We start from the raw sequence: 21995 nt of genomic DNA, 5'->3' as shown, positions 1-21995 counted from the left end.
GAGGATCGCTATGAAGAAGTCGCACTCCAGCCCGCGCCGGGGCCTCGATCGGCGCACCGTCCTGAAGGGTGCCGCCGCGGCCGCCGCCGTCGGTACCGGCATCACCGGATTTCCCGCCTATCTGAAGGCCGCGAACACCCCGATCAAGATCGGCGTTCCGACCATCCTGTCGGGCCGCGTCGCCATTCTTGGCGAGTCCTCCGTCGCCGCCATCAACAACGAGATCCGCAAGATCAACGAGGCGGGCGGCATCGAAGGCCGTACGCTGGAAGCGGTGTTCCGCGATTCGCGCGGCAAGCCGGACGAAGCGGCCCGCATGACCCGCGACCTCGTGAACAACGAGGGCTGCGAGATCATCCTCGACGCCGAAGCCTCGGGCGCCTCCTTCGCCGTGAACGAGGTGGTGCGGGACATGCAGCAGTACTGCATCCATACCAACTCCGAGACCTCGTCGCTGACGGCCGATCCGAAGAACCAGGTCGACTGGGTCTTCCGCTCCTGCCGCCAGGGCATCCATGACGCCGTCGGCGGCGGTCTGGTCGCCGCCAAGGTGGTGAAGGAGAAGGGCCTGAAGAAGTGGGCCACGATCTCTCCGGACTATGCCTATGGCCGCGCCAACACCGAAGAGTTCATGGAATACGTGAAGCTCTTCGCGCCGGAGACCGAGGTCATCACCGAGACCTGGCCGAAGCTGTTCCAGCCGGACTACACCGAGAACGTGACCGCGCTGCTGAACGCCCAGCCGGAAGTGCTGTATTCCTGCCTGTGGGGCGGCGACCTCGTCGCGTTCTTCGACCAGGCGAGCCTCTACGGTCTGTTCGACCAGTTCACGGCCTTCGCGGTGAACCTGGGCGACTATCCGGTCCTGACGGCGATCAAGAGCCGCCCGGCCGGTGTGTATTCGGGCAGCCGCTACCACAAGGACATCCCGGACACGCCGGAGAACGAGGCCTGGTACGAGAGCTACATGGCCAACTCCAACGTGCTGCCGACCAACTGGGCCTGGCAGAACGCGGCGGCCATCAACTTCGTCGCCGAGGCGCTGAAGAAGACCGGCGGCAACACCGACACGATGAAGATGGCGGAGGCCACCTCCGGCCTGACCATCAACTCGCCCTTCGGCGTCGACGGCACGCTGACCATCCGCGACGAGGATCACACCCTGGTCAACTACATGGTCGGCTACTCCAAGACGATCGTGGACGAGCCCTATGTGGTGGGCTTCGACCAGACCGCCTGGTCCGAGATCTACAAGCACGAGGCGGACTGGAAGAAGCGCAACGGCTACGCGTGATGCGCCGTCCGGGCGGGGGCTGACCTCCGCCCGGAACTCTCCGGGGCGCCGGTCATGGGCCGGCGCCTCTCTCTGTTCGTTTCTGCGGATTGACCCTTATGCTCGATTTAGACGCGCTTGCCGCCTGTCTGTCGACCTCGGCCTGCCTGGTGAACCAGGCGACGAGCGGACTGATCATCGGCATGCTTCTGTTCCTGGTGGCGTCGGGCGTCACGCTGATCTTCGGCGTGCTGCACGTCATCAATTTCGCCCATGGCAGCTTCTACATGGTCGGCGCGTATTTCGCGTATACGACCTACGTGGTCACCGGGAACTACTTCCTGGCGGCCCTGGTCGGCGGCGTGGGGGCCGGCATCACCGGCATCCTGTTCGAGCGGCTGATCATCAGCCGGGTCTACGGCCAGAACCTGCTGATGCAGCTCCTGGTCTGCTATGCCTTCATCCTGATCGTCGATGATCTGGTGAAGATCATCTGGGGTGCTGAATACCTGGCCATGGGCATCCCGGCCGAGTTCCGCCTGCCGCCCTTCCGCATCGCCGGCGGGTTCGTGCCGCCGTTCTACCTGTTCCTGGTCGGTGTCGCCGTCTTCATCGGCGTCGGCTCGGTGCTGCTGGTCACCAAGACCCGGTTCGGCAAGATCGTGCGGGCGGCCGCCCTGAACGCGCCGATGGTCTCGGCTCTGGGCATCCGGGTGAACGTCTATTTCGCGCTGCTGTTCGGCTTCGGCTGTGCGCTGGCCGGTGTCGCCGGCGCGCTGGCCGCTCCGGTGCGCTCGCTCACGCCCGGCATGGGCCTCGGCATCCTGGTGGAGAGCTTCATCGTGACCGTCATCGGCGGCATGGGCTCGATCCCCGGCGCCTTCCTGGCGGCGATCATCCTGGGACTGACCCGCTCGATCGGCAGCGTCGGCTTCCCGCTCTTCGTCGACGGGGCGATGTTCATGATCATGGCGCTGGTGCTGATCTTCCGGCCGACCGGCCTGCTGGGCCAGGGAGCGCTGAAATGAACCTCCTGATCGAGTTCCGGCGCGATCTGCTGATCGCCGCCATCGCCCTTGTCGTGCTGGTCGCCATCGGCCTCGGCATCGAGCATGCCTGGCCGCGCGACTTCCTGACGGCGATCTTCGCCGCCGGCCTGCTGGCCATGTCGCTGAACATGCTGATCGGCTACACCGGCCTGGTGTCCTTCGGCCATGCGGCTTTCTTCGCACTCGGCGGCTACATCTTCGGCCTGCTGCTGCAGTCGCCGGCCTTCACCGGGGCGGTCGGGGCGGCCTCGGTGCCGCTGGCCCTGCTCGCCGCCGTGGTCGGCACCGGCCTTTACGCGGTGATCATCGGCGCGATCTGTGTGCGGCTGACCGAGATCTACTTCGCCTTCCTGACGCTCGCCTTCCAGATGTTCCTGTACAGCGTGATCCTGAGCTGGGTGGACCTGACCGGCGGCGACCAGGGCCTGATGGGCGGTATTCCGCGGCCCGAGTTCCTCGGCATCGATCTTGCCGACCAGTATCACCGCTATGTCTTCTGCGCGGTGCTGTTCGTGGTCTGCGTGATGATCATGCGGATCATGACGGAGAGCCCGTTCGGCTATACCCTGCGGATGATCCGCGACAACGCCACCCGCGCGGCCTTCCTGGGCGTCAACGTGACCCGGGTGAAGCTGATCTGCTTCGTGGTCTCGTCCTCGATCGCCTCGGTCGGCGGCGTGATCCTGGCCCTGTTCACCTCCGGCGCCTATCCGGAATGGGCGTTCTGGGCGCAGTCGGGCGAGGCGATCTTCATGATCATGCTCGGCGGCCTGAACGTCTTCCTCGGCCCGATCCTCGGCGCGGTGGCGCTGCGCATCCTGAACGACGTGGTTCAGATGTACACCTCGCACACCGAGATCGTGATCGGCCTGGTGATCATGTTCGTCGTGCTCGGTCTGCGCCGCGGCATTCTCGACTTCGTCAAGGACTGGTGGGTCGAGAAGCAGCAGGCGCGCCTGGCGGCGGAAAACCGGAATGGACGTGAATGATGAGTGACGTGGGAAGCCTGAAGGACCGCATCGCGGTCGTCACGGGCGGGGCCAGCGGCATCGGTGCCGCCTGCGCCCGGGTGATGGCGGCGCGCGGGGCGCGGGTGGTCATCGCCGATGTGAATGCCGACGCGGCGGCCAAGGTGGCCGGCGAGATCGGCGGGGTCGGCTACGGCGTCGACGTGCGTGACGCCGCGGCCATCGAAGCCCTGGCCGAGAAGAGCGAACGCGAGGTCGGACCGACCGACATCCTGGTGACGTCGGCCGGCATCGTGCAGCCGCCGCTGCCGCCGGAGGAGCTGTCGGACGAGCTGTTCGACAATGTCATCGCGGTCAACCTGCGCGGCACCTATCTCTGCGCCAAGGCCTATGGCCTGCGCATGGTGCCCCGGCGCCGCGGGTCCATCGTCACCATCAGCTCGGTCACAGCTGAGCGGTCGGTGCCGCTGCACGCCTACGCGCCGAGCAAGGCGGCGGTGACCAACATGACCATGAACCTGGCGGCCGAATGGGGCCGCGCGGGGATCCGGGTCAACACGGTGGAGCCGGGCTATACCCGCACCCCGGCGCTGCAGGACCAGATCGACCGCGGCCACCGCGACCCGACCCTGCTGGAGGAGAACTCCACCCTGGGCCGCATGGTCGAGCCGGAGGAGATCGCCAAGGCGGTCGCCTTCCTCGCGTCCGACGAGGCGTCGGCCGTGACCGGCATCGCCCTTCCGGTGGATGTCGGCTTCTTCAGCGCCGGCTCCTGGCATCCGTATGGCGGCGTGCGCCGACAGGGGAACCGCTGATGCTGCGCCTTCAGAATGTGGTCAAGTCGTTCGGCGGCGTGGTCGCCACCAACGACGTCTCGCTGAACTTCGCCGCCGGCTCGCTGAGTGCCGTGATCGGACCGAACGGCGCGGGCAAGACGACGCTGTTCAATCTGGTCACCGGCCATCTGGTGCCGGACAGCGGGCGCATCCTGCTGGAGGAGGAGGACATCGCCGGCAAGCCGCCGGTGGATATCGTCCGCAAGGGCATCGGCCGCGCCTTCCAGATCGCCAGCATCTTCCCGAGCATGACGGTCGAGCAGTCGCTGATGTGCGCCGTCGCCTCGCACTTCCATACCTCCGAAGCGATGCTGTCGGTGTTCCCGCCGCGCAACGTGCGCCAGCGGACCGAGGAGCTGATCGAGCTGCTGGGCATGGGCTCGGTGGCGAAGCTGCTGAGCGCCAACATCTCCCACGGCGACCAGAAGCTGCTGGATATCGGCCTGGCCCTGGCGCTGGAGCCGAAGGTCCTCATGCTCGACGAGCCGACCGCCGGCATGGGCCCGGAGGAGCGCTGGCAGATGATCGGCACCGTGCGCCGCCTGTGGGAGCAGGGGGGCATGACCCTGATCTTCATCGAGCATGACATGGACATCGTCTTCGAGGTCGCCCAGGGCATCACCGTGCTGAGTTACGGCGCGGTCCTGGCCCAGGGCACGGCGGACGAAATTCGCAATCATCCGGAGGTCGTCGAGGCCTATCTCGGATCGGAGTCGACGGCGGAGGCCTCGCAATGAGCGGCGGGACGAACGGGGGCACGGCGAGCGATGTGATCCTCAAGGTCGAGGATATCGACGTCTTCTACGGCGCCTCCAAGATCCTGTTCGGCGTCGACCTGGAGGTGGGGCGCGGCCGCACTCTGGCCCTGCTGGGCCGCAACGGCGCCGGCAAGAGCACCACGATGAAGGCGATCGCCGGCATCGCGCGTCCTCGCAAAGGCTCGATCACCCTGGAAGGCCAGAACCTGGCCGGCGAACGGCCGGACACCATCGCCCGGGCCGGCATCGGCTACGTGCCGGAGGACCGGCAGGTCTTCGCCATGCACAGCGTGGAGGACAACCTTCTCATCGGCATGAAGAAGGGCGTGCGCGGACAGGAGGACTGGACCCTGGAACGGGTCTACGACACCTTCCCGATCCTGGCCCGCATGAAGGACCGCAAGGCTGGGCTGATGTCCGGCGGCGAGCAGCAGATGCTGACCATCGCCCGCACCCTGATGGGCAACCCGGACGTGCTGCTGCTGGACGAACCGTCCGAGGGTCTGGCCCCGATCATCGTGCAGGCGATCGGCGACCTGATCCGCACCCTGCGCGAGACCGGCGTGACCATCGTCCTGGCCGAGCAGAACATGCATTTCTGCCTCGGGATTTCCGAGGATGCGGCGGTGATCGACAAGGGTCACATCGTCTACCGCGACACCATCGCCGGCCTGCGGGCCAACCAAGAGGTCACCAAGCGGTACCTGGCGATCTGATCGCGCGGTCTCGGAAGCCGGCTCGGAAGCAGGGCCGTCCGGCTCAGGCTTCCGAGAACAGACCCCGGCGCAGCATCTTCATATAGGCCTGGATCACATGCTCCGGCACCGGCCCGGCATGGCCGTTGCCGTCGCGGGCATAGCGCATGGCGATATAGGCCCGCGATGCCAGCAGCATGTAGATGATCGCTTCCAGTTCGTTCTCGTCGAAGCCCTGGATCTCGCCGCGCTGCACCGCCCGGCCGAGCGCGGCCTTGTAGCCCTCCACCAGAATGCGGAAGTGCTCGGCATGGGCCTCCGGCGCGAAGACCTCGGCCTCGTACAGGATCCGGTAGAAGGTCGGGTGGGTGTCGAGATAGCCGAAGAACGCCCGCAGCCGGGCCTCCTCGCGGTCCGGCCCGGTCACGTCGCGCGGCATCGACGAGGCGATATGGTCGAGCATCTGCCGGCCCATATAGGGCAGCAGCCGGTTCAAGACGTCCTGCCGCGATTCGAAATAGTTGTAGAAGGTTCCCTGGGCGACGCCGGCGAGCTGGGTAATCTTCGAGATCGACGCGTCGGCATAACCGTCGGTCCCGACCACCTGGGCGGCCGCTTCCAGAAGCAATCGGTATGTCTCGCGCGCCTTCTCCTCGCGGGACATCCGTCGCGCTTGGGTGGGGCGAAGGGAAAGAGAGTCCGCCATCGATATGTCGGTACTTCCTAATGCACTGTTATTTCATTCGTATATTAACAGAAGAGTGCCGGAAGTTGGGCCGAAATTGTAGCCCTGTGAGGGGGATATTGCCTGCGCTGTTCCCCATGTTCTGCCTGCGTCATCCCGGACGGCCCCGGGCTTAGACCCGGGGGCGGGCCGGGACCGTGTCTGACGCCAGTGGGTCCCGGCCCGAGCCCGGATCAGTCCCGGATTAAATCCGGGACGGTCTCGTCCGGGATGACGGTGTAGGTGGGAAAGTCCTGCGGGTAGGCCGCAAGTTCGCACCGCGGGTGCACCGCTCAGTTGGTGAGGTTGTCCAGCACAAGCGCCTCGCCGCCCGACCAGACCGGCCCCGTGGCCGGATCGAACCGGTCGATCTCATCCGCCGCCGCCCGGTCGACCCGGTACAGCTTCTCGTCGGCGAAGGCGCTGTGGTTGTGGGCGCTCTCGTTGCCCACATGGCCGGTCACGTTGCGGCTGTCCCAGGCCGTGGCCGCGACGATCGCCTCGCCCGAGGTCGGCGCCTCGACATACAGGGTCTGGGCGATCTGCCGGTCCAGCCAGCGCGGGTCCTCGGCATGGGCAATGGGGGTGAACTTCCAGACGATCCGGTCGGTCATGGATGTCCTCCTGGTCGTGTGGATGGAGAAGGGCTCGCCAGGGAAACGGCCCGCCGCAGCCCCGGTTCCAAACGCAGAAGGGCGGCGCCTCTGCCGAGACGCCGCCCCCCTTGGATCAGGTCAGTCCGGATCGGTCGCGATCAGGCGAGATCGAACCGGTCCGCGTTCATCACCTTGGTCCAGGCCTTCACGAAGTCCTTGGCGAACTTCGCCTTGGCGTCTTCCTGGGCGTAAACCTCGGAGATCGCCCGAAGCTGCGAGTTGGAGCCGAAGACCAGGTCGGCGCGGGACGCCTTCCACTTCAGCGCGCCGCTGGTGCGGTCGCGGCCCTCGAACTCCGTCTCGTCCTCGTTCGCCGCCGACCATACGGTGCGCATGTTCAGCAGGTTGACGAAGAAGTCGTTCGTGAGCGTTCCCGGCTTGTCGGTGAGGACACCCAGGTTCGATCCGCCGTAATTGGCGTTCAGCGCCCGCATGCCGCCGACCAGCACCGTCATCTCCGGGGCGCTCAGGCCCAGGAGCTGGGCGCGGTCGACCAGCAGCTCCTCGTCGGCGACGCTGTACTTCCGCGGATGGTAGTTGCGGAAGCCATCGGCATTCGGCTCGAGCGGCTCGAAGGCCTCGGCGTCGGTCTGCTCCTGGCTGGCGTCGGTGCGGCCCGGCGCGAAGGGAACCTTCACGTCATGGCCGGCCTTCTTGGCGGCGTCTTCCACCGCGGCGGAACCGGCCAGCACGATCAGGTCGGCGAGCGAGATCTTCTTGCCGCCGGACAGGCCGTCGTTGATCGACTTCCGAAGGCCTTCCAGCTTCTCCAGGGTGGCGGAGAGCTTGACCGGCTCGTTGGCCTCCCAGTCCTTCTGCGGGGCCAGACGGATGCGGGCACCATTGGCGCCGCCCCGCTTGTCGGAGCCGCGGAAGCTGGCTGCCGCATTCCAGGCGGTGGAGATCAGGTCAGCCGCCGGAATGCCGGCGGACAAGATCTTCGCCTTGATGTCGGCCACGTCCTTGTCGTCCACCAGCGGGTGGTCGACGTCCGGCACCGGATCCTGCCAGATCAGCTCCTCGCTCGGAACCTCCGGGCCGAGATAGCGGACGCGCGGGCCCATGTCGCGGTGGGTCAGCTTGAACCAGGCGCGGGCGAAGGCGTCGGCGAACTCGTCCGGATTGGCGTGGAAGCGCCGGGAGATCTTCTCGTAGGCCGGGTCCATGCGCATCGCCATGTCGGCGGTGGACATCATGGTCGGGACCTTCTTGGAGGGATCATGGGCGTCCGGCGCCATGTCCTTTTCGGCCGGGTTCTTCGGGGCCCACTGGTTGGCGCCGGCGGGGCTCTTGGTCAGCTCCCACTCGTAGCCGAACAGCATGTCGAAATAGCCCATGTCCCACTTGGTCGGGTTCGGCGTCCAGGCGCCTTCCAGACCGGAGGTCGTGGTGTGGGCGCCCATGCCCGACTCGAAGCTGTTCTTCCAGCCGAGGCCCTGGTCGATGATGTCGCCACCCTCGGGCTCCGCGCCGACCAGCGACGGGTCGCCGGCACCGTGGCACTTGCCGAAGGTGTGGCCGCCGGCCACCAGGGCGACGGTCTCCTCGTCGTTCATGGCCATGCGGGCGAAGGTCTCGCGGATGTCCTTGGCCGAGGCCAGCGGATCCGGGTTGCCGTCCGGGCCTTCCGGGTTCACGTAGATCAGGCCCATCTGAACCGCGGCGAGCGGGTTTTCCAGGATGCGGTCACCGGAATAGCGGCTGTTCTCCTTGTCGGAGGTGGCCAGCCACTCGGTCTCGCGGCCCCAGTAGATGTCCTCTTCCGGCTCCCAGATGTCCTCGCGACCGCCGCCGAAGCCGAAGGTCTTGAAGCCCATGGATTCCAGGGCGACGTTGCCGGCCAGGATCATCAGGTCGGCCCAGGAGATGGCGTTGCCGTACTTCTGCTTGATCGGCCACAGCAGGCGGCGCGCCTTGTCCAGGTTGCCGTTATCGGGCCAGCTGTTCAGCGGGGCGAAGCGCTGGGTGCCGGAGGAGGCGCCGCCACGGCCGTCGCCCGTGCGGTAGGTACCCGCGCTGTGCCAGGCCATGCGAATGAACAGTCCGCCGTAATGGCCGTAATCGGCCGGCCACCAGTCCTGGGAATCGGTCATCAGGGCCGTCAGGTCCTTCTTGAGCGCGGCGTAGTCGATCGCGTTGAAGGCCTCGGCATAGTTGAAGTCCTCGCCGAGCGGGTCCGACATCGGCGGGTTCTGGTGCAGGATCTTCAGATTGATCTGGTTCGGCCACCAATCGCGGTTGGTCACCGCGGATGCCAGCGTATGCCCGTGCATGAATGGGCATCCGCCTGACTTGTTACTGCCGTCCATTACTACCTCCCAGCATGGCAATTCGGGTTGGTCTCTCCGCGGGGCACCGCCAGTCGCGCGCGCCGGACAGAAAGCGTCATAGGCGTTCGCGATGGCCCAGGGCCTCAGAGAGGTCGACGGTTCTCCCGTCCACCCGCGGCCATCCTAAGACCCGACGGGCCCCGCGTCATCGCTAATTTAGAATCTATCCAAACTAAACGATCGAAGGAATTTTCATTTTCTGATCGATTTGATAAGTTCAGCTTATGCTGAACGTCACCCTGAAGCAGCTCCGCTATTTCGACGCCGTCACCCGCACCGGGCATTTCGGCCGGGCGGCGGAAAGCTGCGCGATCTCGCAGCCGGCCATGTCCATGCAGATCAAGGAGCTGGAGGAGACCCTCGGTGTCTCCCTGTTCGACCGCAGCGCTCGCAAGGTGCGGCTGACCACCTTCGGCGAGGAGTTCGCGGTGCGGGTCCGCGAGGTGCTGCGCGCGACCGACGAGCTCGGCGACATGGCCCGCGCGGCGCGCGAGGGGCTGATGGGCCGGCTGCGCCTGGGCATCATCCCGACCATCGCCCCCTATCTGCTGCCGACGCTGATCGGCGACCTGACCGGACGTCATGCCGGGCTCGACATCCATGTGCGCGAGAGCCTGACCCCCCGCCTGCTTCAGGAACTGTCGGACGGGAGGATCGACGCCGCCATCGTCGCCCTGCCGATCTCCGAGCCGGCCTTCACCGAGGTCGCCCTGTTCTCCGAGAATTTCCTGCTCGTGCGGCCCGGCGACGCCGGGGACGACCCGGTCCCGAGCCCGGCCAGCCTGCGCGAGATGCGGCTGCTGCTGCTGGAGGAGGGGCACTGCTTCCGCGACCAGGCCCTGTCCTTCTGCCATATCCGCTCGGCCCTGCCGCGCGAGACCCTGGACGGCAGTTCGCTGTCGACCCTGGTGCAGATGGTGGGGGCGGGCATCGGCGTGACCCTGATCCCGGAAATGGCCGCGGATGTGGAGACCCGTTCCGCCGAGGTGTCCCTGGCCCGGTTCGCCGAACCGCAGCCCGCGCGCACGGTCGGCATGATCTGGCGCAAGACCAGTCCGCTGGCTCCCCAGCTTGCCGAGGTGGCCGAACTGGTCCGCGGGGCCGCCGCCACCTTGCGCGAGAAGCACCGGCAGGCGAGTCTGGCGGCCTGACCGGCCGGCCAACGGCCTCATCACTTAAGGGAAGGGCGCCATGGGCTTCACGATCGACCGGGTCGACCACATCGTCATCAACTGCAGCGACCTGGACCGAACGGTCGCCTGGTACGAGCGGGTCCTGGGCCTGCAGCGCGAGGAGTTCGCCTATGGCGACTACACCCATGTGGCGCTGAAATACGGTCGGCAGAAGTTCAACATCCGTCCGGCCGGCACCGAGCACTGGTGGAGCGTCGACAACGACACGCCCGGCACCCTGGACATCTGCCTGATCTCCACCAGCCCGATCGACGAGGTGGTCGCCCATCTGGGCGCCTGCGGCGTGGAGATCGCCAAGGGGCCGGTCTCCCAGATCGGCGCGCTCGGCCCGATGACCTCGGTCTATTTCTACGACCCCGACCGCAATCTGATCGAGGTGGCGGTTTATCCTTGAGGGCGACACTCACAACGAAGTCATCGTTGGCGGCAGAAAATAATCTGCTGTAGTGGCGGCTATAGCGATAACCCACTAACAGTTAAGGTTAATACCTTAATTTTTTGGTTCAGCCTGGAATATGCTGGGATCTGTCGTATTTTAAGGAACCGGCTCGCGGGTCGTACGTTCTGTATGCGTGCAACCGAACGAGGCGGAGTATGTCATTGTCGCGACACGGAGATCATGAGATGCCAACCCTGCTGGATGTCATCACGATCGAAGATCTCTCTGCGTTCGTGGATGGGCAGGCGGATGGCGATCTGGCCGAAGCGATCGAGGAACTGGATCTGCAGGACGACCGCTGCGCGGAAACCCTCGGCGCGTTCATGGCCCAGAATGCCCTGATGCACCGGGCGCTGGACCCCATGATGGACGAGCCGACGCCGCAGCGGCTGGTGGACCTCATACGATCCCATACCCGCGCGGCGGACTAACGGACGCGCTCGCGCGCGGTACGGCGCGCGGACCGACACGGTGCCCGGCAGGCTCTGACATTCCCATGGACGCAGAGCCCTGCTGACTTTCCCAAAAGCGTCATCACACCAGATCGTCCGGCACGAACCAGGATTTCCTGGCGAAGGCACGGGCTTCTTCAAACGGAAAGGCGGCCACGTAAGGTCGCCTTTCGGCATTGGCGGGGCCACCTTGGGCGGCTTCCTCCCATAGGGCGAACAGGGCGGCGTTGTCGGGGCCGATCTCCCGGCCGTCAAAGACGGAGCCCAGATGATCGGCCCAGATCCGCCGCTCGAACGCCGTCACCGCCTCCACATCCTCCCACACCACGCCGGCCTCGGTGTCCCAGCGCAGGCTTCGGCCATTGAGATTGGCGGAGGTCACGATCGCGAGGCGATGATCGACGATGAAGACCTTGGAGTGGATGTAGACCACGGGATGGCCGTCGATCGTCCGTCGCCCATCCTCCTGCGCCTCTGCGTAGCGGTTGACCAGCGAATAGAAGGCGGCCCGCTCGCCGAACGCCTCCTGCACCGTCTCCAGGCAGCGCACCTGCAGCCATTCGCCGTGACGGTGGGGCGTCCCGGCCGCGTCGTCGAACAGCACTTCCTGGGGAGCGGAGGGCAGCAGCACGATCAGCCGCAGCTCCGGCTGGCGCCGGGCGGCGTCGACGAGGGCCTGGACGACGCTGCGCGAGCGCAGGAACTGAGTCTCTATATAGATGAGCCCCTCCGCCTGACGGATCGCGTCGATATGCGCCTGTTCGATCTCCTTGAAGGCGGGGCGGGGACCGAACTCCGTCAGGGTGCGGCGCTGGCGTGACACCGTCTTGATGAACCGCAGGCGGCCGACCTCGGCGCCGGCGGGGCGCGGTTCGTCATGACTCGGATCCATCCGCTCCACCGGAGGCGGCATGTTCCGCACGAAGCGGCGCAGGCGCCGGACACGCTGGTTGAACGGCTTCACCTCGCGGTTCCAGCAGTCGATGAAATGGGCGCGGGCGTCGGCGCAGACCGACCCGGTGATCGCCAGGCTGACGTCGTGCCACGTTTCCGCCGACGGCCGGTCGTGGGCCGGCGTGTCGTAGCGCCGCTCGTTCACGTCGAGGCCGCCGATCACCACGAAGGAGCCGTCGATCACGGCGAGCTTCTGGTGATAGGTGGCCGGGCGCAGGCGCGGTGGCGGGCCGAGCCGGGGCAGCATGGTGCTGGCATCCCGTGTTCCGAGCAGGGGCGCGAGGCCCGGCGCGTCGGCCAGCAGGGCATCGGTCCGCATGCCCCGGGCGCGGGCCATGCTGCGGACCCGCAGCCAGACCAGCGGCCAGAACACCCAGCGCAGCGCCTTGCCGACCTTGGCCTCGTGCAGGGCGGCGAGCACCTGGAGGGAGCGGGCGGCGTCGGGACGGGCCTCGACGGACGCGCGGGCGTGATGGAAGCCGCGCACCGAGGCCCAGGTGAGGGTGTGCAGCCCGGTGGCGACGGTCGGCTCGAAATCGGTGAGCAGGATTCGGACGTCGGCGCCGCGGGCCGAGACAGCGGCGATCAGGTCGGCCCAGGTGACCAGGCCCGCATCGAGGAGGCGGCGGGACCGCAGCTTGGTCGCGGGGTCGAGTATCCGGAAGCCGAGCAGCACCTCGTCGCGCGCGTCGAAGATCCGCTCTTCAAGAACCGGATAGGCCTCGCTCGCCTCGATGAGAGGGGTGACGGTCTCCTCGGGCGTATCGACCTTGTCCTCGCTGCCATCCGGCTCCTGATCCTGGATCACCCAAGACTCCTGTTCTGCATCCATCGCGGTCGAGGTATCGGCGTTGTGCTGCGGAGTACGGGCGAACTGCGGCGTGCGGGGCTGCCTGGCGGCCGCCGGGAAAGTCATCGAGAAACCGTTTCTTTGAAACCTTGATGGGCAGGGCGGCGGCCGGGCGCGGGGCAGGGCTGCCTGGATGAGCCCCCTGCCGACGGGGTGTGAAGCGCCTTGCGCGGTGGTCTGGTGCGCCAGGTCGGCGGTCAGCGGGCCGGCGCGGCCTCGGCGGATTGGATGCCGATTTCGTCGGCCGTCGCGGTCTTGACGACGTTCAGGTCCATTCTATTCCGCATGGACGTCCAGGCGGTCTGGACCTCGGGGGCGTCGAGACCGTCCTCGGTGACGCCGGTGGCGGCGTGGACGGCGAATCTCAGGGTGTCGGGGGCGTAGGACTGGGCCAGCATGGCGCCGCCGAGCAGGGCGGCCGGCATGGCGAACAGGGTTATCAGAGCGGCGCCGGCGACGATTGCTATGGAACGCATCCGCATGATCTCAGGCCCCCGCCATGACAAGGAGGATCTGGGCCCACAAGGTCGTGGCGGCCGCGCAGCCGATCGTCAGGATCGTGCGCTGCAGCGCCGGGGGCATGCTGGTGATGGTTTGCTCCATGGCCGTTCTCATTTCCCTGTCTCCTTCTCTTATGTCGCTAGGACCGTCGCGCCGCGCGGGGTTGCTCAGGCAACACCCGCGTGATGGGCGATGGCGCCGTTGCGCGAGCGCATGGACGAGGCATAGGCGGGCGTGGCGGAGAGATGCGATCCGCCGACATGCAGTTCACGCAGACGCATGCGGGCGCGGGCGACCCGGGACTTCACGGTGCCGACGGCGACGTCGAGCATCTCGGCGATGTCCGGGTAGGGCACGTTTTCGAGACCGGCGAGGATCAGCAGTTCCTGATCGGCCTGGTCCAGGTTGGAGAACGCCGCCATGAACTCCTTGAGCTCGACGGTGTCCTGCTGGGCGCCGGGGATGGCCTGTTCGTACTTCCCGGAGTCCAGATCCTCCGAACCGGCAACCGGACGCGGCCGGCGGCACTCGGAGATGAAGTGGTTGCGCATGATGGTGAACATCCACGCCTTGAGGTTCGACCCTTCCTCGAAGCTGTCGATGCGCTTGAGCGCCCGCTCGACGGTGTCCTGGACCAGATCATCGGCTCGGGCGGCATCCCGGGTCAGCGACCGCGCGAAGCGGCGCAGGGTGGGGAGCAGCTGTTCGATCTCTTTGGCCACGTTGGGACTCATCTCGGTCACCTGAATTCGTTGCGATGACCAACAATAAAATACTTCCAAACGACGCTTTCAATAAAAAGCGCTACCCACTCTAAAGCATAAAGCCCCAATTGGGCGGTTTGTATAATGGAGGCAATTTCAGCAACATGAGGAACGGGCAGAAAAGGCGCCTCGTGTTCATATTGATTATTCAACTCACTATGAGCGGCAGGGGGCTATTGGGCGTTTTGGGGTGAATGAACATTTGAAGCCAAAGCGTCAATATATGCAACTGATGGCAGTTGAGTAAGAGGCGTACTATGAGTATATGATAGGCAACCCTTTGCCCTGTAAGGCGCTATCTGCCGGAACCAAATGGTGTTAGTGCTCAAATTCGGATGAATTTGATCCGCGGTAGCCAGTGTGGCGCCGGAGATACGACGACATGGGTGGGTTGGCTAAGCCTTGCACCTTGGAGAACCCGATGGGTGAAGAACAAAAGTCTGGTCGTCGTACTGAGCGATTGCAGCTCATGTTGGACGACGAGGAATTGACGCGGATTGACGATTGGCGCTTCGACAATCGTATTCCGACCCGTGCGGCCGCAATCCGGGAACTCATTCGACGCGGGATGCTCTACGAGGACGTCGTTGATTCAGACGTCGAGATGCCCGATCCGCGGGACATGAAATCGACTGAGTATCGGGCCATCCCGATCGAGGAATAGGGCCCGGTTGATTCGGACAGTGCTTCTTTAGACTATAAAAAATGCCGATGCCCAGCTCTCAGAGCTGGGCATCGCTGTTTTGGCTCTCGGGTTACCGCGAAGCGGCGTCACATGGGCCGTCGGCCACGGATCGCGCCGGCCACGGCGCTGATGACCAGCAGGACCAGGAAGACCACGAAGAGGATCTGGGCGATATCGGCGGAAGCAGCCGCGATGCCGCCGAAACCGAACACGCCGGCGATAATCGCCAGCACCAGGAACATCAGGCTCCAACCAAGCATTTTTGTCTCCATCTTTCAGTCAGCGCTGGCGACCGAACGGATCCAACGCATTGTGTTGTCGTGTGGGGGGTAAACGCCGGGTCAAATGAAAGGTTCCTGAAAAGCGCCGACAAAAAATGGGGCTGTGTGCCAAAAGGTGGGCTGTCCGGGTCTTGGAGCCCGGAGCCGGCGTGCTTGCACTATATTAATGGGCATTGTCTTCGGGACTCGATGGGGGCGGTTTCGCCCCGGCGCCTGGTCCCTCCTGCCACCGGGCGCGGCGGCAAACATTGATAAATGTTAAAGAAATCAGGAACCCCGTTTGGGGGTATCTCGTTGGACCGGTATGGGGGCGGTTGGAACCCATACCGATCGTGCCATGCGGGACCCGATATCGATCATCGGCCGGCACCGCCTGGTGCCGCTGTTGCGGCGGGTCCTGTTTCCCAGTCAGAAACAGGAGACACGCATGACTATCAAGACCCTTCTCCGTCGTTCCACCCCGCTTGTTCTTGCCGGGCTGATCAGCACGCCCGCGACGGCGGGTCTGATCTTCAACGACGTCGCGGAGATCCGCGAGCGCGCGCCTGCGGGCGACACCTTCAACGCCCAGCTGGTCCAGGAGTACAAGAAGATCGCCCTGTTCGAGGCGGACGAGATGTACGACTGGGTCGATGCCGAGAACCACGCGACCAAGGGCAACATGGCGGCCGAGGGCACGACCCCGCTGCCGTATACCCCGGCCGAGTGGGATATCGAGAGCGAGCGCGAACTGCGCGAACTTGAACTGGCCCGGGCCGAACTCGTCACCATCCTCGACGACGGCGCCCGCTCGAGCGCGCCGCACGAGGCCGCGGTCGCCCAGGCGAAGTACGACTGCTGGGTCGAGCAACAGGAAGAGGGCCATCAGCCCGCCCATATCGCTGCCTGCCGCGACGCCTATCTGGCGGCGCTGGACGACCTGAAGGCGGCGGTGGCGCCCGAGCCGGTCAAGACGACCGCCGTGGTCCAGGACGAGATCGCCCGAGAGACGGTGTATTTCGAGTTCGACAAGTCGACCATCACCGGCCAGGCCCAGGCCAAGATCGACAGCTTCGTCGCCGAGATGAAGCAGATCCAGCCGGTGGTCACCCTGTATATCGCCGGCCATGCCGACACGACCGGGCCCAACGACTATAACTACGCCCTGTCACAGGATCGGGCCGCGTCGGTACGTACCGAGCTCGAGCGCCAGGGGATGACCGTCGGCTCCTACAGCGATCTGGAGATTGAGGCCCAGGGTGAGACCGATCTCGCCGTGCCCACGGCCGATGGCGTCCGCGAGCCGCGCAACCGCCGGGTCGAGATCATCGCTCACGGTCAGGTCACCAAGGTGATCGACCAGACCGCCGCAGTCAGCCAGTAAGGCGACGACGGCCACAACGAGCAACCCTTACAAAGCGAAGCCCCCGCCGGTTGGCGGGGGCTTCGTCGTTTCGTCTCGCTGTCAGCCGAGGCGCGACAGTTCAGCTGTCGCCTCCGTTCGGGTCAGGGCTTGGGCCGACCCAGGGGGAGTTCTTCCGCCGGCTTCACGCCCTGCTTGGATGCGTCCAGGCCGAGCCTGATGAGCATACGAATGGCGCTTGACCGCGAATTGACGCGGTGTATGAATCGCCAATCCTCGATTTCGCCCAGTTCGTCATCGTTGAGCATGATTTGCAAACGTTCCGTGCGTTTGCCGCGAGTTTGTGTCCCTTCCGTCATCGTATTATCTGATCCTTCCGGCGGGGGGCCAGTTCGTATCAAGGCAGTCCAAGTGTCGTCTTCCATACAGACTTAGTATCTGTAATTAGGTGCCAGATCTTCATCATGGGTTAATGTATAGGCACTTTCTGGAAGGACTTTATTCCATAGGGCGTGATGGCATGGTCACCGACAAAGCGGGCAAGCAGTTGAATATCATGACCGAATATCTGTTCCGCAAATTGTCCGGCATGATCGCCGTCACCGACGTGATGAAGTCGGCCTTTACGGTGGTCTGCACCGATACCGTGCGGTTCGCCAAGGGCGATTACATCGTCCAGCCCGGCCACGGGTTCCGCTCGGTCTATCTGATCGTCGACGGCTGGGCGACCCGCTCGAAGCTGACCAGCAACGGCGCGCGGCAGATCATCAATTTCGCCATTCCCGGCGACATCCTGTGCTTCAACGCCGCGCTGTTCGACAAGGCCGAGGTCTATGTCCAGGCGCATACCGCCATCGATGCGTTCTCGATCCCGATCCGGCCGTTCTCCGACCTGCTGAACAATCAGCCGCAGCTCGCCGTGGCCCTCGCGTGGACGGCGGCGCAGGAGGAGGGGGTGGTGTCGGAGCGCCTGGTGTCGCTCGGACGGCGCAGCGCGCGCCAGCGTGCCGCCCATCTGCTGTGCGAGATTCACCGGCGGCTGCAGGTCGTCGATCTGGTGCGCAGCGGGGAGCAGTTCCAACTGCCGCTGACGCAGGAGGACCTGGCCGACTCTCTGGGCATCAGCATGATTCACACCAACCGCGTCCTGCGCGATCTGGTGCGGGGCGGGCTCATCGCCATGGAGCGCAACTCGGTGCGCCTGCTGGACCTCGAGCGCCTGCGCGAGATCAGCGAGTTCTCCGACGACTATCTGCATTTTCCGGAAGAGGGCACGAAATAAGGGGAAGGAACGCCGGTTCCTTCCCCTTGAGCCATTCGACCACCGCTTTCGGTGTCCCGACCGGAGCGGCGGCCTTCCGCCGTGCGTCCGATCGGAAGGTCGTCGATCAGTCCTTCTTGGACTCGTCGATGATGTAGCCGGTACCGGCACCGACGGCACCGCCGATCGCTGCGCCGCAGGCCACACAGCCACCCGTGACCGCCGCGCCGGCCGCGCCGACGCCGGCGCCGATGGCGCCGCCGGACAGGGTGCTCTGCTGGGTGCTGTTCATGCCCGAGCAGGCGCCGAGCGTCAGGCCGGCGGTCACCAGGGCAGCGGTAGCAAGCTTACGCATGGCTCAATCTCCTCGCTGTTACATTCTGAGTAAGAAACGCGCATCCAATCGCGCGGTTCCCGTAATCCCCCTGCTCATGGAAAAGCTCCCTCACTAAATGCGACAGCCGCCGTGCGGGGGGCACGGCGGCTGCGCGGGGTCAGAGGCAGGGGGGATGCCTTAGTCAGCGGCGTCCTTGATGGCGCGCTTGGTGTCGTTCACCGCCTCATCGGCGGCTTCGCCCATCTGCTCCATCGGACCGTCGTTGTCGTAGCAGGCCGACAGGCCGAGGGAGAGGAAACCGGCGAGCAGGCTGGCCCAAACGAACTTCTTCATGACTAACCTCCATTCTCGTTGTCTTCAGCAAGACCTCGTGTGTTCGGTGGGAGAACGGACCAACACAGGGTCGGTTCCCACAAATAATTTGGAAAGCTGCGGGGGCGGAGTGGAAGTGCCGACCGGCGGGCACGGCGCTCTATACATAGAGAGAGGAGGGCACATAGAGACAGGAGGGCGGGCGCCCGTTGACCCCCCCCTTCCGGTCGCCGATGCGACGGGGGCCCGCAGAAAGACTCAGGAAATCCGGAACCAGTCTCCCCGCGGGTCCGTTACCCGGGCAGAGAGTTGATTGTCGCGCGCCGGGAACGGATGAGCCGGGCGGGGCGGGCAGCGACGCCAACGGAGAATCAAAGAATGTTGCATTCCCGAACCCTTATGGCCGGAGTTTTCGCCGGATCGTCGCTTCTCCTGAGCCTGTCGCCGGCCGTCGCACAGCACGCCACGCCGGTATCGATCGCCGTCCCCTCCCAGAAGGATGTGGCGGCTCTACCCCTGTCCGACATGCTGGGCGATACCGCCCGTGGCGACCTGACCGCCGAGATCGAGCGGCTGGTGATGCAGGACGCGCTGGAGGCCGGTCTGGGCCGGGACGTGCAGCCGAGCGCCGTACGCGCCGCCCGCATCGCCTATGCCCAGGACCTGTTCCAGCCGATCTGGACGCAGGACGGAGGCGCATCGCTGGTGACCCTCAGCCGTCGTCTGTTCGACTACGGCCTTCAGGTGGATCAGGTGGTCGGCGGATCGGTCGAGCAGCTCGTCGAGCGGCGCTTCGGGGCCGACGATGACGCGGAGCGGGCGCGGGCCGACCTGGAGATGACGGCGGTCTGGCTGCGCGTTGCCGCGGCAGTGAGCGGCGGTCTGGAGGATGAGGGCCGGGCGGTTGCGTCGCTCGAGCACCGGCCGGCACGCTCCGAGCTAACCGTGGCGTTGCGTAAGGCGGGCGAGGGAGACGCCATCGGCACCCTGGAGCCGTTCGAGGTGGACAACGCCCAGTACCAGGGGCTGAAGCGAGCCCTCTTGAGATACCGGGACATCCGGTCCGCCGGCGGTTGGTACGCCGTTCCGGAAGGAGATCTGGTGCGCGAGGGCGACCGCAGCGACCGAATTCCGGCCCTTCGCGCCCGCCTGGAAGCGGAAGGTTATCGTATAGGCGGCGAGGCGGAGGCCCCGTCGAGCGCGCCGGTCGAGAGGCCGTCCGTCATGGCGGATCCCCTCGTCGAGGTGTCCATGGGCAGCCCGGCCCCGTATGCTGGGGAGGCGCGCGACCAGCCGTCCGACCCGACCCTGATGGATGCGGAAATGGTCGCGGCCCTGAAGACGTTCCAGGCCCGGCATGGGCTTGAGACCGATGGGGTCCTCGGGCCGAAGACCCTGGCGGCGCTCAACGAGAGCGTCGACTCCAAGATCGACCGCATCGTGCGCGCCATGAACCAGTGGCGGAACCAGGGCGACCTCGGCCAGCGTTTCGTGTGGGCCAATATTCCCTCCTTCACCGCGGAGGGCTGGAACGAGGGGCGCCGCGAGATCCAGATGAAGACGATCGTCGGCCAGCCGTCGCGCGAGACGCCGATATTCTCCGACGAGATCGAATACACGGTGGCCAACCCGAAATGGTACGTGCCGGTCAGCATCGCGCGTCGCGACAAGCTGCCGAAGCTGATCGAGGACAGCACCTATGCCGACCGCAAGGGCTTTGCCGTCTACGAGCGCAGCACCGGGTTGCGGGTGAGCGCGACGGCGGTGGACTGGCGCGACCCGACTGCGGCGAGCCGGTACCGGTTGGTGCAGGATCCGGGCGCGATGAATGCCCTGGGCGAGCTGAAGATCATCTTCCCCAACCGGCATTCGGTCTATCTGCACGGGACGCCGAGTCGGTCCCTGTTCAAGCGGGCGAACCGCGCCTTCAGTTCCGGGTGCATCCGGCTGGAGCGTCCGGTTGAGATGGCCAACTGGCTCGCTTCCCACGACACCGCCACGAGCGAGGCGCAGATCCGCCAGGCCGTGGCCTCGGGCAAGAACCGGCACATCCGGTTCGGCTCGCCGATCCCGGTCCATCTGACCTACATGACGGTCACCGTGGACGATCAGGGGGTTCCGAATTTCTGGCGGGACATCTACAAGCGCGACGGACAGATTCATTTCGTCGAGCGCGTTGCCCCGCCGGAAGTGCAGACAACCGCCAGCATCGCTCTCGACAGCACGGGACCCATGCCGGCTGATTGATGCGCTTTGCCTGGACTATCCTGATCGCGGCGATGCTGTGCGGCCCGATGCTGGCCGCTTGCACGTCCGCCGTCGCCGAGAGCCGCGCCGTCCGCCTGAACGGCGACACCCCGCCCCATCCGGTCTGGCATCGGCTGGTGATGCCGGGCAAGACGATCCGGCTGGATATCCCGGCCGGCCATACCGCCACCGTCGATGACGAGCCGGTGGGCAGGCGCTGGGTGGCCCCCGAGGTGCCGGGTCATCACCGCCTGCGTGTCGCCGATGGCGCGGGTCAGGAGGTGCAGACGGTCACATTGTTTGTGCTGAAACCGGCCAGCAGCATCGATGCCCGCGGCTATCTGGAGGGCTACCGGATCGGCCGCTATCCGCGCAACGCGCCGCCGGGCTTCATTAGGCTGGGCCCGGACGATCTGGACGTGCCGATCTCGCCGAACTTCACGATCGGTCAGTTCATCTGCAAGCAGCAGCCGGCCCATTTCCCGAAATTCCTGCTGGTGACCGACGCCAATATCCACCGCCTGGAGGTCCTGCTGGCCGCCCTGCGCGCGGAGGGGGTGACCGAGGCGCGCAGCTTCTTCGTGATGAGCGGCTTTCGCACGCCCTATTACAATGCCGCCATCGGATCGGCGCGGCTGTCGCGGCACATGTACGGGGATGCCTCGGACATCTACGTGGACGTCGATCCGCGCGACGGGGTGATGGATGACCTGAACGGCGACGGGCGGATCACCAAGGCCGATGCCGATTTCCTCTACGATTTCGCCTCGGATCTGTTCGCCAAGCGCCGCGACGTCCAGCCCGGCGGGCTCGGCTCCTACGCGGCCAACGCGGTGCACGGTCCGTTCCTGCATTCCGACGGGCGCGGCAGCAAGGCCCGCTGGGGGCGCTAGGCCGCCGAGGCGGTTCGTTGTCGACGGCGGCGACGCCGGCCTGTATCAGTCCGTTCAAGTCGCCATGATTCCTGCCGTAATTCTGCGATACCACGAGCCGCGTAACCCCGAGGGCCCGCGCGGGTCGAGGGCAGAGGGGAGAAACGCTGGTCGACCCCGGTGCGGCGATCGTATCGTTTCTCCGCCTAGAAGTTA

Annotated in this window: 24 protein-coding genes; 14 read left to right on the top strand and 10 right to left on the bottom strand. The window is 65.7% G+C overall.

The features are described 5' to 3' along the window. Positions 1-10 precede the first annotated feature (10 nt). The 6 genes from ACOQOP_RS10580 (at position 11) to ACOQOP_RS10555 (ending at position 5600) form a co-directional block, all read left to right on the top strand. A complete protein-coding gene (locus ACOQOP_RS10580; RefSeq protein ID WP_420566301.1) occupies positions 11-1294 on the top strand; it encodes an ABC transporter substrate-binding protein in 1284 nt (427 codons plus the stop codon). Between the two features lie 98 nt (positions 1295-1392). Beyond that, positions 1393-2301 carry a branched-chain amino acid ABC transporter permease gene (locus tag ACOQOP_RS10575; protein WP_420566300.1) on the top strand — a complete coding sequence of 303 codons (909 nt, stop codon included), beginning with the start codon at positions 1393-1395 and terminating at the stop codon, positions 2299-2301. Then, positions 2298-3311, top strand: a complete 1014-nt coding sequence (locus ACOQOP_RS10570; RefSeq protein ID WP_420566299.1) for a branched-chain amino acid ABC transporter permease — start codon at positions 2298-2300, stop codon at positions 3309-3311. Before ACOQOP_RS10575 ends, ACOQOP_RS10570 begins: the two co-directional genes overlap by 4 nt. Beyond that, positions 3311-4105, top strand: coding sequence for an SDR family NAD(P)-dependent oxidoreductase (locus ACOQOP_RS10565; RefSeq protein WP_420566298.1), 795 nt, complete (start codon positions 3311-3313; stop codon positions 4103-4105). The genes ACOQOP_RS10570 and ACOQOP_RS10565 overlap by 1 nt, the downstream gene beginning before the upstream one ends. After that, a complete protein-coding gene (locus tag ACOQOP_RS10560) occupies positions 4105-4863 on the top strand; it encodes an ABC transporter ATP-binding protein (RefSeq protein WP_420566297.1) in 759 nt (252 codons plus the stop codon). The genes ACOQOP_RS10565 and ACOQOP_RS10560 overlap by 1 nt, the downstream gene beginning before the upstream one ends. Beyond that, a complete protein-coding gene (locus tag ACOQOP_RS10555; RefSeq protein WP_420566296.1) occupies positions 4860-5600 on the top strand; it encodes an ABC transporter ATP-binding protein in 741 nt (246 codons plus the stop codon). The genes ACOQOP_RS10560 and ACOQOP_RS10555 overlap by 4 nt, the downstream gene beginning before the upstream one ends. 43 nt (positions 5601-5643) lie before the next feature. On the opposite strand, the gene ACOQOP_RS10550 is transcribed toward ACOQOP_RS10555, so the two are convergent. The 3 genes from ACOQOP_RS10550 to katG form a co-directional block, all read right to left on the bottom strand. Beyond that, complete coding sequence (locus ACOQOP_RS10550; RefSeq protein WP_420566295.1) at positions 5644-6243, bottom strand: TetR/AcrR family transcriptional regulator; 600 nt, start codon at positions 6241-6243, stop codon at positions 5644-5646. Positions 6244-6596: 353 nt separating this feature from the next. Next, the gene (locus ACOQOP_RS10545; RefSeq protein WP_420566294.1) at positions 6597-6917 is read right to left on the bottom strand and encodes a hypothetical protein; all 321 of its coding nucleotides are present in this window, start codon (positions 6915-6917) and stop codon (positions 6597-6599) included. Positions 6918-7057: 140 nt separating this feature from the next. After that, on the bottom strand, positions 7058-9268 hold the full coding sequence (katG, locus tag ACOQOP_RS10540) for a catalase/peroxidase HPI (protein WP_420566293.1): 2211 nt from the start codon (positions 9266-9268) through the stop codon (positions 7058-7060). Between the two features lie 245 nt (positions 9269-9513). Between katG and ACOQOP_RS10535 the strand changes: the two genes are divergently transcribed. The 3 genes from ACOQOP_RS10535 (at position 9514) to ACOQOP_RS10525 (ending at position 11352) form a co-directional block, all read left to right on the top strand. Further along, entirely contained in the window at positions 9514-10440 is a 927-nt protein-coding gene (locus tag ACOQOP_RS10535) for a LysR substrate-binding domain-containing protein (protein WP_420566292.1), read from the top strand. A gap of 40 nt (positions 10441-10480) precedes the next feature. Beyond that, complete coding sequence (locus ACOQOP_RS10530) at positions 10481-10876, top strand: VOC family protein (protein WP_420566291.1); 396 nt, start codon at positions 10481-10483, stop codon at positions 10874-10876. A gap of 230 nt (positions 10877-11106) precedes the next feature. After that, positions 11107-11352, top strand: coding sequence for an anti-sigma factor family protein (locus tag ACOQOP_RS10525; protein ID WP_420566290.1), 246 nt, complete (start codon positions 11107-11109; stop codon positions 11350-11352). Between the two features lie 103 nt (positions 11353-11455). On the opposite strand, the gene ACOQOP_RS10520 is transcribed toward ACOQOP_RS10525, so the two are convergent. The 3 genes from ACOQOP_RS10520 to ACOQOP_RS10510 all read right to left on the bottom strand — a co-directional run bounded on the left by ACOQOP_RS10520 (position 11456) and on the right by ACOQOP_RS10510 (position 14412). Continuing rightward, positions 11456-13135, bottom strand: coding sequence for a phospholipase D family protein (locus ACOQOP_RS10520; protein ID WP_420566289.1), 1680 nt, complete (start codon positions 13133-13135; stop codon positions 11456-11458). Between the two features lie 239 nt (positions 13136-13374). Beyond that, a complete protein-coding gene (locus ACOQOP_RS10515; RefSeq protein WP_420566288.1) occupies positions 13375-13653 on the bottom strand; it encodes a hypothetical protein in 279 nt (92 codons plus the stop codon). Positions 13654-13845: 192 nt separating this feature from the next. Further along, the gene (locus ACOQOP_RS10510) at positions 13846-14412 is read right to left on the bottom strand and encodes a sigma-70 family RNA polymerase sigma factor (RefSeq protein WP_420566287.1); all 567 of its coding nucleotides are present in this window, start codon (positions 14410-14412) and stop codon (positions 13846-13848) included. 451 nt (positions 14413-14863) lie between these two features. Between ACOQOP_RS10510 and ACOQOP_RS10505 the strand changes: the two genes are divergently transcribed. Continuing rightward, positions 14864-15106 carry a hypothetical protein gene (locus tag ACOQOP_RS10505; RefSeq protein ID WP_420566286.1) on the top strand — a complete coding sequence of 81 codons (243 nt, stop codon included), beginning with the start codon at positions 14864-14866 and terminating at the stop codon, positions 15104-15106. A 107-nt stretch (positions 15107-15213) separates the two neighbouring features. Here the strand turns inward: ACOQOP_RS10505 and ACOQOP_RS10500 are convergent, their stop codons facing one another. Beyond that, the gene (locus ACOQOP_RS10500; RefSeq protein WP_420566285.1) at positions 15214-15387 is read right to left on the bottom strand and encodes a DUF1328 domain-containing protein; all 174 of its coding nucleotides are present in this window, start codon (positions 15385-15387) and stop codon (positions 15214-15216) included. A gap of 448 nt (positions 15388-15835) precedes the next feature. Here ACOQOP_RS10500 and ACOQOP_RS10495 point away from each other — a divergent pair, with 448 nt between their 5' ends. Next, positions 15836-16771, top strand: coding sequence for an OmpA family protein (locus tag ACOQOP_RS10495; RefSeq protein WP_420566284.1), 936 nt, complete (start codon positions 15836-15838; stop codon positions 16769-16771). Between the two features lie 122 nt (positions 16772-16893). On the opposite strand, the gene ACOQOP_RS10490 is transcribed toward ACOQOP_RS10495, so the two are convergent. Next, complete coding sequence (locus tag ACOQOP_RS10490; RefSeq protein WP_420566283.1) at positions 16894-17109, bottom strand: hypothetical protein; 216 nt, start codon at positions 17107-17109, stop codon at positions 16894-16896. Positions 17110-17306: 197 nt separating this feature from the next. Here ACOQOP_RS10490 and ACOQOP_RS10485 point away from each other — a divergent pair, with 197 nt between their 5' ends. After that, positions 17307-18032: a Crp/Fnr family transcriptional regulator gene (locus tag ACOQOP_RS10485; RefSeq protein WP_420566282.1), complete on the top strand. Its 726-nt coding sequence runs from the start codon at positions 17307-17309 to the stop codon at positions 18030-18032. Between the two features lie 106 nt (positions 18033-18138). Here ACOQOP_RS10485 and ACOQOP_RS10480 read toward each other — a convergent pair whose 3' ends face one another. Continuing rightward, positions 18139-18366, bottom strand: coding sequence for a hypothetical protein (locus tag ACOQOP_RS10480; protein WP_420566281.1), 228 nt, complete (start codon positions 18364-18366; stop codon positions 18139-18141). Between the two features lie 159 nt (positions 18367-18525). Next, the gene (locus tag ACOQOP_RS10475) at positions 18526-18681 is read right to left on the bottom strand and encodes a hypothetical protein (RefSeq protein WP_420566280.1); all 156 of its coding nucleotides are present in this window, start codon (positions 18679-18681) and stop codon (positions 18526-18528) included. 357 nt (positions 18682-19038) lie between these two features. Here ACOQOP_RS10475 and ACOQOP_RS10470 point away from each other — a divergent pair, with 357 nt between their 5' ends. Continuing rightward, positions 19039-20907: a L,D-transpeptidase family protein gene (locus tag ACOQOP_RS10470; RefSeq protein WP_420566279.1), complete on the top strand. Its 1869-nt coding sequence runs from the start codon at positions 19039-19041 to the stop codon at positions 20905-20907. Next, positions 20907-21800, top strand: a complete 894-nt coding sequence (locus ACOQOP_RS10465) for a D-Ala-D-Ala carboxypeptidase family metallohydrolase (RefSeq protein ID WP_420566278.1) — start codon at positions 20907-20909, stop codon at positions 21798-21800. The genes ACOQOP_RS10470 and ACOQOP_RS10465 overlap by 1 nt, the downstream gene beginning before the upstream one ends. Positions 21801-21995: the final 195 nt, after the last annotated feature.

This window comes from Thalassobaculum sp. (assembly GCF_965223715.1).
Taxonomy (GTDB): domain Bacteria; phylum Pseudomonadota; class Alphaproteobacteria; order Thalassobaculales; family Thalassobaculaceae; genus Thalassobaculum.
This window is presented reverse-complemented; position numbering and strand designations above follow the sequence as displayed.

Excerpts from the sequence above, each read along its gene's own strand:
- ACOQOP_RS10495 (WP_420566284.1), top strand. The coding sequence starts at position 15,836 with ATGACTATCAAGACCCTTCTCCGTCGTTCCACCCCGCTTGTTCTTGCC.
- ACOQOP_RS10575 (WP_420566300.1), top strand. The coding sequence starts at position 1,393 with ATGCTCGATTTAGACGCGCTTGCCGCCTGTCTGTCGACCTCGGCCTGC.
- ACOQOP_RS10560 (WP_420566297.1), top strand. The coding sequence starts at position 4,105 with ATGCTGCGCCTTCAGAATGTGGTCAAGTCGTTCGGCGGCGTGGTCGCC.
- ACOQOP_RS10535 (WP_420566292.1), top strand. The coding sequence starts at position 9,514 with ATGCTGAACGTCACCCTGAAGCAGCTCCGCTATTTCGACGCCGTCACC.
- ACOQOP_RS10475 (WP_420566280.1), bottom strand. The coding sequence starts at position 18,681 with ATGAAGAAGTTCGTTTGGGCCAGCCTGCTCGCCGGTTTCCTCTCCCTC.
- ACOQOP_RS10510 (WP_420566287.1), bottom strand. The coding sequence starts at position 14,412 with ATGAGTCCCAACGTGGCCAAAGAGATCGAACAGCTGCTCCCCACCCTG.
- ACOQOP_RS10515 (WP_420566288.1), bottom strand. The coding sequence starts at position 13,653 with ATGCGTTCCATAGCAATCGTCGCCGGCGCCGCTCTGATAACCCTGTTC.
- ACOQOP_RS10485 (WP_420566282.1), top strand. The coding sequence starts at position 17,307 with ATGACCGAATATCTGTTCCGCAAATTGTCCGGCATGATCGCCGTCACC.
- ACOQOP_RS10580 (WP_420566301.1), top strand. The coding sequence starts at position 11 with ATGAAGAAGTCGCACTCCAGCCCGCGCCGGGGCCTCGATCGGCGCACC.
- ACOQOP_RS10500 (WP_420566285.1), bottom strand. The coding sequence starts at position 15,387 with ATGCTTGGTTGGAGCCTGATGTTCCTGGTGCTGGCGATTATCGCCGGC.
- ACOQOP_RS10530 (WP_420566291.1), top strand. The coding sequence starts at position 10,481 with ATGGGCTTCACGATCGACCGGGTCGACCACATCGTCATCAACTGCAGC.
- ACOQOP_RS10465 (WP_420566278.1), top strand. The coding sequence starts at position 20,907 with ATGCGCTTTGCCTGGACTATCCTGATCGCGGCGATGCTGTGCGGCCCG.
- ACOQOP_RS10470 (WP_420566279.1), top strand. The coding sequence starts at position 19,039 with ATGTTGCATTCCCGAACCCTTATGGCCGGAGTTTTCGCCGGATCGTCG.
- ACOQOP_RS10570 (WP_420566299.1), top strand. The coding sequence starts at position 2,298 with ATGAACCTCCTGATCGAGTTCCGGCGCGATCTGCTGATCGCCGCCATC.
- ACOQOP_RS10565 (WP_420566298.1), top strand. The coding sequence starts at position 3,311 with ATGAGTGACGTGGGAAGCCTGAAGGACCGCATCGCGGTCGTCACGGGC.
- ACOQOP_RS10490 (WP_420566283.1), bottom strand. The coding sequence starts at position 17,109 with ATGACGGAAGGGACACAAACTCGCGGCAAACGCACGGAACGTTTGCAA.
- ACOQOP_RS10480 (WP_420566281.1), bottom strand. The coding sequence starts at position 18,366 with ATGCGTAAGCTTGCTACCGCTGCCCTGGTGACCGCCGGCCTGACGCTC.
- ACOQOP_RS10525 (WP_420566290.1), top strand. The coding sequence starts at position 11,107 with ATGCCAACCCTGCTGGATGTCATCACGATCGAAGATCTCTCTGCGTTC.
- ACOQOP_RS10545 (WP_420566294.1), bottom strand. The coding sequence starts at position 6,917 with ATGACCGACCGGATCGTCTGGAAGTTCACCCCCATTGCCCATGCCGAG.
- ACOQOP_RS10550 (WP_420566295.1), bottom strand. The coding sequence starts at position 6,243 with ATGTCCCGCGAGGAGAAGGCGCGCGAGACATACCGATTGCTTCTGGAA.
- ACOQOP_RS10555 (WP_420566296.1), top strand. The coding sequence starts at position 4,860 with ATGAGCGGCGGGACGAACGGGGGCACGGCGAGCGATGTGATCCTCAAG.
- ACOQOP_RS10505 (WP_420566286.1), top strand. The coding sequence starts at position 14,864 with ATGGGTGAAGAACAAAAGTCTGGTCGTCGTACTGAGCGATTGCAGCTC.
- katG (WP_420566293.1), bottom strand. The coding sequence starts at position 9,268 with ATGGACGGCAGTAACAAGTCAGGCGGATGCCCATTCATGCACGGGCAT.